The 9,189-nt window shown below is 31.6% G+C and carries 3 protein-coding genes; all 3 read right to left on the minus strand.

Annotated features, from left to right (window positions below):
• On the minus strand, positions 1–2,140 hold a 2,140-nt coding region (locus Q0C58_RS04315; RefSeq protein ID WP_290697998.1), incomplete at its 3' end, for a choice-of-anchor L domain-containing protein.
• A 95-nt stretch (positions 2,141–2,235) separates the two neighbouring features.
• The gene (locus Q0C58_RS04320) at positions 2,236–7,047 is read right to left on the minus strand and encodes a T9SS type B sorting domain-containing protein (protein WP_290698000.1); all 4,812 of its coding nucleotides are present in this window, start codon (positions 7,045–7,047) and stop codon (positions 2,236–2,238) included.
• Positions 7,048–7,164: 117 nt separating this feature from the next.
• Positions 7,165–9,006, minus strand: coding sequence for a gliding motility-associated C-terminal domain-containing protein (locus Q0C58_RS04325; protein ID WP_290698002.1), 1,842 nt, complete (start codon positions 9,004–9,006; stop codon positions 7,165–7,167).
• Between the last annotated feature and the right edge of the window lie 183 nt (positions 9,007–9,189).

Consider the following 9,189-nt stretch of genomic DNA (forward strand, 5'->3'; position numbering starts at 1 on the left):
CTAGATTAGAGTTAAAATCTGTTGAAGTTCCTAAAGGTTTCCAAACGTCGTTAAAAGTATCATTATTAGGTGTGAAAAAATCTGGAAATCCTAATATTGAAAATTCTATTGAAGTGTTTCCACAGCCATTTTTATCACGAACATAAATGGTATGAAAACCAGGATCTATGTTAGAAAATGTATTTGAGTCTTGATAAATACCAAATGCGTTATCTATAGCAAATTCGTAATCACCATCTCCAGAAACAGTAACTATTGCTGTATTGTTGTTGGTTAATTGTAGATTGTCTATTGTTGCTTCGTTTGAAGCTAATATTACTAAATCTCTAGTGTTAGAACAGCCATTTCCATCTGATGCTATAACAGTATATGTTCCAATTTCATTAGCTTCCAATGTTGGTGCTATAATTCCTGTATCTGTGCCATTAAGTAACCATTGGTAAGTAAAATTCTCAGGAATATCATTAGTAACACCAGCAAAAAGCGTAATGGTTTCTGGAAATATATTTAAACAGTATTTTAGTGTTTCACTTTCTAATAGCTGTGGTGCATACAATACATTAAGTGTTAATTCTGAAATAGCATAACATTGGTTTGTATCTGTGGTCACTTTTACAAAAATGGTTTGCGAGTTAGCAACTGTATTGTTAAAGTTTCCGCTAATGCTATTGGTTTCGGAAAAAGCGTCAGTACTATTTGTGTAAAATGTAACAGTTGAATTTGCAGGAATTTGCGGTTGTAAATCAGTTATAACTTCATTTAAATTAAATATAGAAAAACCATCTACAATGGCATCATCACAAGTGTCAAATTCTTGAAGCGATAATGTGTTTGTAGAAATGTCCAGAATTATTTCAGCTACAGCTTTACAGCCTGAAACTTGGCTTACTACAGCTGCATAAACACGTTGCATGGCTAGTGTATTATTAAAATTATTAAAATCCTGAATTGGATTAACTTCTGCATCAGCATCTGCATTAGAATTATAGAAAGCTAAAATGCCTAAGTTTGGATCATCATTTGTAACACTGTCTGAAGCATCAAATAAATTATAAGTTGTTAATCCGTCTTGATTGCTGTCGCACTCAAAAAGTATGGTGTCGCTAATAACAGGTTCTGGAGCATATTCTATAGTAATTTCTCCAAAAGAAACACAGCCATTATCTAAGGTTACTTCTACATTATAAGTTCCTGTTCCAGTAACATTATAATTACTCGTTGTTTGGGCAGTTTGCTCAATACCATTCTCGAACCATCTGTAAGTTGGTGTTCCAGATTGTGTAGCGTCTAGTGTAATGGTTTTTGTGCCACAAACAGGAGTATTGGTTGCTAAAAGTCTGTCTGGACCTAAATCTGTTGTGAGTTCAAAACTACCAGCTTCCATAAAAACAGCAGAGTCAAAACGTTCATTAAACTCGTCTGCAATAACCAATTTTACACTATAAACAGTATTAGGAATTATATTAGCAGTTGCAGTTAGAATAGTGGTTTGACCATTAAAATTTATGGGTTGATAATTAGAGTCATTCCAATTTCCAAAAAAAGTTTCATTAATAGGATCGCAAGCATTAGGAATACCAGAATGCACAGTGGTAACTTTAACTGGAGTTTGTGTGCCTGGAATTAGTGCTATATTCTCAAACTCTGAACCTGCTACATTTACTGGTTTTATTAGAAAACCAAATAAATCTGAGAAATTACAAGTATTCGAATTGCCTTCTTGGTACTCTTCTGAAGCAAAAATATAGCGAAAGCTAATTTGGTTAGCAACAGATGTAAAATCAAACTCAATAAATGTTGCATTAAATGTTGGAGACTCTTGGAGTGCTTCTTCTAAATCTGCATCACCAATCCAACCTGCTGCATCATCATCACTTAAATTATCATTAGGTCCTGGCACATTTGAGAGTCTTCCAGTACTTAGCACAATACCACTTTGAAAAGGAAAGGTTGTTCCTGTAGCATCGAAAAAACCATAACTCTGGTCTGCACCTCCAAAATCGCCACCAATAGTTTCTGTAACTACAACATTAGTAATACAATTACTATCTATTAAAATGTCTTCTATAAGTTGCTGAGGAGTAAAAGTTTGGCTGTCTACAGTAATGTTTTGAGCATTAGTAGATATTGCGATTAGCAAGATTAATAATATAAGAGTTTTCTTTATCATAACAACAGCATGCAAAGATAAAGAAGTCCTTAAATATAATAAGTGAAATTAATGTTAAAGACGCATTATAATCTTAATGCAAAATGTCCTTTAACTTGGAATTTTTGGTTTCCATTTACAACATCTGCTACAAACCAATAATCGTTTGCTGGCATCAAGTTGCCATTGTAGCGTCCATCCCAACCGTAATCATTATGCTTTAAAACTTTTAAAAGCTTTCCGTAACGATCAGAGACAGTAACAACTGTACCTTCTAATTGGCTAACACCTGTAATATGCCAAGTATCGAAAAAGCCATCTCCATTTGGTGTTACAAACTGTGGCGCATCTATTACAAATATTTTTTTAGCAGGTGTTGGCTCGCAACCATTAAGATCTATTACTGTAATAAAATGCGCACCAATTGGTACATTGTTAAATATGTTAGAGGCTTGTGGTTCATTATCGTTTAATTGATAGATGTAATTTCCTATTCCAGAAGTCTCAACAATTATTGTATGTGGATCTTGAAAAGCAGGAGAGATGTCAAAATCGACTAAAGCCTGTTGAGATGCAGTAACATTAAAGCTAGAGGTTGTTGTACAACCAAAAGCAGTTGTTATTGTAACAGTATAGTTTCCAATTTCTGTAATATCTACAACAGCAGTTGTGTCTCCTGTTGACCATAAATAAGCATCTGAAGGAATACTAGTTTCGGCAGAAACCATTAATGGTAAATTGTCTATACAAACTACCTGATTAGGAATATCTACTTCTGGTTTTCTATTTATATAAACATTAAAATTCCCAGTCAAGAAACAGTTTGTAGTTGTGTTCTCTATACGTACATAAAGTACTTGTTCGTTTTCTGCGTTGTAATTTAAATTTGAAATAGCATTGGTGTTATTTAAAGCATCATTTTCTGTTTCAAAATAATTGATTGTAAAATTAATTGGATTTTGATTACCAAGAATAACTATGGTTTGTGTTGTTAAATCGACAATTAGTTGGTTGTCGAAATCGTCATCACACGCTTCTATATCTTGTAAATTTAAAGTTGGTAGTGCATTAATTCTTAATGTAAACGAACTTATACTAAAACAGCCAGTTGTACTAAATACTGCGCTTACAAAAAGGGTGTCGTTATTAGTTGTGTAGTTGTAATTTGTATCTAAACTATTTTGAGACGTTTGGGCATCTACTAAACTAGAGTAGAAGGTAAGTATTATATTTTCTTGTACACCAATTAAAGCTTCTGTAGTTTCGGTTAAATTAAATAAATTGTTTTCATTTACGCAAATATCATAGAATTCGATATCTTCAATTTCTGGTGGTAAATTTACTATTAATTGAAAAGGAACAGAGGCACCACAATTAGAAACAGTATTGTAAACCTCTATGTAAACCGTTTGTGGGTTAGTAATGTTAGTATATGTTTCTGGATTTGTAATTTGGTTTGTATTTGCTAGTAAGTCTTCTTCATTTGCATAAAAATTTATAACAGTATTGTCCTGTCTAATCGCAACAACATCTATTTCAACTTGTGTTAAATCGAATATAACACTACCATCTGTATCTGTATCACAATCACTTAAATCTGGCGCATTACCAATAATTGGGACTTGTATAACATTGTACTCGTAGGTTGTAATACCTTTACAAAAAGTACCATTATCTATACTTGCAAATAGCTGTTGTGGATTTACAGTGTTTGTAAACGAATCTCCAACAATAGGATTAGTTTCAGTTTCAGCATCCTCTAAATTTAGGTAATAAGTAACAGTTAAAGTATCTGTACTATTGGCTATAATCTCTTGTGTTTTATCGTCTAAACTAAAGGTTTCAAAACCATCATTAGAATTGTCGTCGCAAACAATAACATCTAAAGGCGCATTAAAAATAGGCTCTGAACCAACTTCTAAAAGAAAACTAGAAATACCAAAGCAACTTGTGTCTGAAAGGTTCTCTACTCTCACATATAAAGTTTGAAACTGTGAAGTATTATTGTAAATTATATTTTTATCTATACTATTAGTACTATTTAAAGCATCGTTTTGAGTTTCAAAATAAAAGACTTCCTTTCCGGTTTGTCCATTTAAAATTTCTGTGTCTTTTTCTACTAGAATAAAGTTTCCTATTTGGTCTCCATCTGTTTCACAATGTATAAAATTTGAAATTGCTGTAAAATCTGGTAATGTATTCACTATAATAGTTATTGGTGTTAACGCATAACAACCAGTAATATTATTTTCAACTTTAGCAAAAACAGTAGAAGTTGCAGCATTGTAATTTGTGCTATTAGTAATTTCGTTTACAGTATTATTAGCATCTGCTTGTGTTAGGTAATAAGAGATAACTGTGGTTGTTTCTGTATTAATTTCAGTATTTCTTGAGGTTAAATCGATTATAGATAAACCATCTTGGTCGTCATCGCAAATAACAAAACCTGAAGCTGGATTTACAGCAGGAGCAGGAATAACTTCTACTTGTAGAGGTTTTACATCAAAACATCCTGTTTCACCATCTGCAACTCTAACATAAATAGTAAATGGACTTACAGTATTATCGTAAAAAGGTGCTAAGGTGTTAATATTAGCTTCAGCATCTGTTTCAGTTTCAAAATAAGAAACCACAGCATCTTCTATACCTATATTTACCATAGTGTTAAAAGTAGATAATTCTATAGAGGTTAGGGTATCGTCATCTGTATCGCAATACGTTACAGGATCGTTGTTTAATATTGTAACAGAGATGTTTACGTTTAATACTATTTCTGTAATGGTCGTGCAGTCTGGATTTTCAATTAATAGATAGAGTTGTTGAAAGTTATTTTGCACTTCGTAGAGTACAGTATCATCAACTGGGTTTGTATTGGCGTTTAAATCCTCTTCAGTCTCGTAATAAGTAATTATAATGTTTTCTAAGTCATTAGCAATAACTTCTGTAATAGCCATCAAATCGAAAGTTGCTTGACCATCGTCTGGAGCTTCATCGCAAGTACCAAAGTTTCTAATATTTGTTCCAGTTACTAGGATATTGGTGTGTAATTCTATAGGTACTATTTCGTAGCATGAGTTATTATCGCTTTCAATTCTAATAAAAACTATTTGTAAATCTTGAGTTGTATTTTGAAACTGTGTAGGATCTGCTGTAGGATTAATATCGTTATTTGCATCGTCTTGTGTTACATGATACGTAACTATAACGTTTGTTGCACCTTGTAAAACGTCATTAATAACACTAGTTAAATCGAAAATTTCAAATCCATCATCATCTTGCTCACAAGCGTTTATTTGTTGTGGTGTATTATTAACATTTGGACTTTCTAAAGATTCTAATGTAATAGCTGTAAAAGCTGTACAACCAGTAGTAACATCAACAACCCTAATAAATAATTGTTCTGTAGGATTTGTAGGTGTATAGGGTGAAGCTATAGCATATGCACCAGAATTTGCATCTACTTGAGAGAAGTGGTAAGTAACACTATAGTTAGTGTTGTTATTTGTAATTTCTGCATCACTATCTGTTAGTAATGTATCACCACTTCCATTACTACAGATTTCTACGTTAGAAGGATCTGTAATTGTTGGTGTTGGATTGACTATTAATGCTAGAGTTGAAATGTAAACACAGCCAGAATTAATATCTAATGCACGAATATGAATGGTTTGTGGGTTTTCAGTATTATTAATATTGCTAAATTCGTTTGTGCCATCAACCGCATTTTGATTAGAATCGTGATACGTTATCGTATAATTTGAAGCAGGAATATTAGACTCAACTTGAGTGTTAAGGCTTGTTAAGTCAAAATTTTCTTCTCCATCGTTACTTATATCATCGCATTGATTAAAATCTCCTAACTGAGGAAAACTTTGTATAGAGTTTAAAACAATGTTAATATCATCTTCAAAGTTACATGTAGTCCCATTTAATGGCACTGTAATTAATACAGAATAAGAACCTGAACTTGTTGCAGTTAGTGTGCTATTAGTCTCGCCATTAATAATCGTGTTATCTAAAAACCATTCGTAACTTGCTTGTGAATTATTAGTTTCTGCACTTAAACTTGTAGAAGTATTACAAGTTGAAAAATCTGCGCCTAGATCTACACTATTATTAAAACTATTAGCTTCTATAAATACTGCTGAATCGAAATTTCTATCGGTTTGGTCTGCTATTATTAATTTAATATTATAGGCTACATTAGGTGTAATAGTAGCAGATGCAGATAGTATTGTTGTTCTACCATTAAAATTTGTGTCTCCTATATTATAGCCCTCAAAAAAACTTTCGTTTTCTGCATCACAAAAGCCAACAATTTCCTCATGAATGGTACTTGTGTTGACTGGAGTTGCAGTTCCAGGAACTACTGCTATATTTTGATACGGTTGGGCTGTTCCAGCTTCTTTTATTAAAAAAGCAAAACCATCAGAGTAAATACATGGGAAATCGGCAAAATATTCTTCTGAAGCTAAAATGTAATTAAAATTGATACTGCTAGTAGCAGAAATAAAATTGAATTCAATTGAAGTCGCATTAAGTGTATTATTAATCCCTAGTGCAACTTCTAAATCTGGATCTGTTTGCCAGTTAGTATCACCTTCGTTTAATGCATTTGTATTTTGTGCATTTCCAGCAGAGTTTACATTTCCAGATGATAACACAATTCCATTTTCGAACGGAAAATTAGAATTTCCTTTTTCAAAATAGCCAAAACTAGAAAAGCCGTTAACGCTACCGTTTATTGGACTTGATATGTTTGAGACTTCAACGCAGCCTTCAATTAACGCATTAATTAATTGTTCTGGTGTTTGAGAATCATCTACTGTAATTTGTTGCGCATATCCTATTTGTAGGTAGAATAAGGTAACTAATAGTGTTAGGAATTTATATTTCATCTTTGGGGTGTAATAAAATTCTAGTAAAGTTGTTAATCAACCTTACATATGTTTAAAGGTATAAAATTAACGTTTATTGGTTTAAATACAAATTTTTTCGATGAAGCGCATTTTTTTTTAACGGTTTAAATAAACCCATCCAATATATTTACTGAAATTAGGTTCGTTTGGATTTAAAACATAAAAATAAGTTCCTGTAGGCATAAGTTTGCCTTTGTTAATTCCATGATTAGAGATGCCATGCCATTTTAAGTTATCATTACCTTTAAAAATAAGATTACCATATCTGCTATAAATTAATAATTCATGTTTTTCAAAGATTGTGTAGAGACCTTGAATATTGAAAAAATCATTAAAACCATCATTGTTAGGAGAAAAACCTTCAGGTATGTGTGGTGGGCAATTTTCTGTATTAAGTTGAAATATAAAGATATCAAAACAGCTGTCTTTTTCAGCTTTTAAATAGATGGTTTGAGGAGTAGTTAATGATTGGTAATTTTCAGGATTAATAATGCTATTTGTATCCTGTTCTAAATCTTCAAGTGTTTCAAAAAAACTAAAACTTAAGAAATCTGTTAAGTCAATTTCTAACAATATATCATTTAAATTAAATATTGCGGTGTTAAAACCTACATCACATGATTCTAAATTGGATAAATTGGAAATAGTTGGCTCTGGAAATAAATTAACTACAATAGCGTCTGTATTGTTTGTTTCAATAATTTCTATAACTGTACTATTTCCAGTGCCATCATCATCTACAATAATATTTAATAGAAAATTATCAGGAGTAGATGTTGGAATCGAGATTGCAATTGTGCCACTTTCACTACCGTTAATTGAAATGCTGTTTTCGGTTTCTGTTTGTGTTATTAATTGTCCTTCTACATAAAAAGCAATAGGAGTATTTGCAGGTAAACTGTCTGTGCTATTTGTATTAAAAACAGTATAATTAACTGTTACTTCCCTTGAGGTACAGCTAATATTTACAGTGTCTATAGTTATTGTTGCATCTGGTAACTGACTGTTTAAAACAGTAATAATATTGTTTATTATTATTAAATCTGCGCTAAAACCACCAGTATTAGGGTTTATGTCACCAGTTGTTAGTGTAATCTCTACTTGAGTATCTCCAATAGCAATATTGTTTTCTATACTGTAAACATCTAAGTCTCCATTATAAAAGGTATTAGAGTTTGTAAAAGTATTTGTACCGTTAAAAGCATTGTCTCCTAAATTTAATGGCGGATTAGAAATTACGTTTCCATTTATAGATAGGCTCTCTCCAAAATTTAAACTATTATCACCTTCCCAGGCTAAAAAACCTATTTTTGCGTCTTCGTTATCTAGAACATTTACATTGTCCAGAAAAATAGTTTTTTCGTTAACATTTCTATCTATTATTTCTAAGCCATGAAATAAATTAACTTGATTTAAAGGCAATGCACTATTTTCAAAAATGACATATAAACTCCAACCTGCAAAATTTGTACGAATTGCACAGTGACCAGGATTATTTACTAACGTTTCTGAAATGTCTAAATCTGAAAGTGTATAGGTTGTGTTACCTTCAGATAGAATTTGATTTGTTACGTCTGCATAACAAGCAAAATAATTTAAGTCACCAAATGTAGTATTTGTAGAAATGGTATTAAAAGTTTCTTGAGCAATAATCTGTGTTCCATTAAAGGAAACTTCTGTATCTCCTAACCCAGAACCAGCCCAATATAAATAAGCCGCTATTACTGTTGAAGAATTATCTACACTTAAATTTGCTTGAGATGAAGGTAGGATTTCACAAAATGATTGCCCGTTATTTTCTGCTTGATTTAACGTGTTTCCAATTGCTAAATAATCAAAACGACCATTAAATTGTTGGAAAATAGATATTTCTTGTGCTTTTACTCCAAAATGAAGAAAAAATAACACAAACAATATTGGTAAAATTTTATTCAGCATCTTAATTTTATAATACTATAAATTTACAACTATTTTATTATACAGATAACTTTATACCAAAAACGCCTAAACTAATTGTTTAGACGTCTTATAAATATTTTAGTTATTTATCTTTCTCTCTTCTTAAATTACTTTTATCGCTTAAGCGTAAAATGTGCTCTTATCGATTTCTTTTGGTCTGTA

The organism is Lacinutrix sp., assembly GCF_023299985.1.
Classification (GTDB): Bacteria; Bacteroidota; Bacteroidia; order Flavobacteriales; family Flavobacteriaceae; genus Lacinutrix.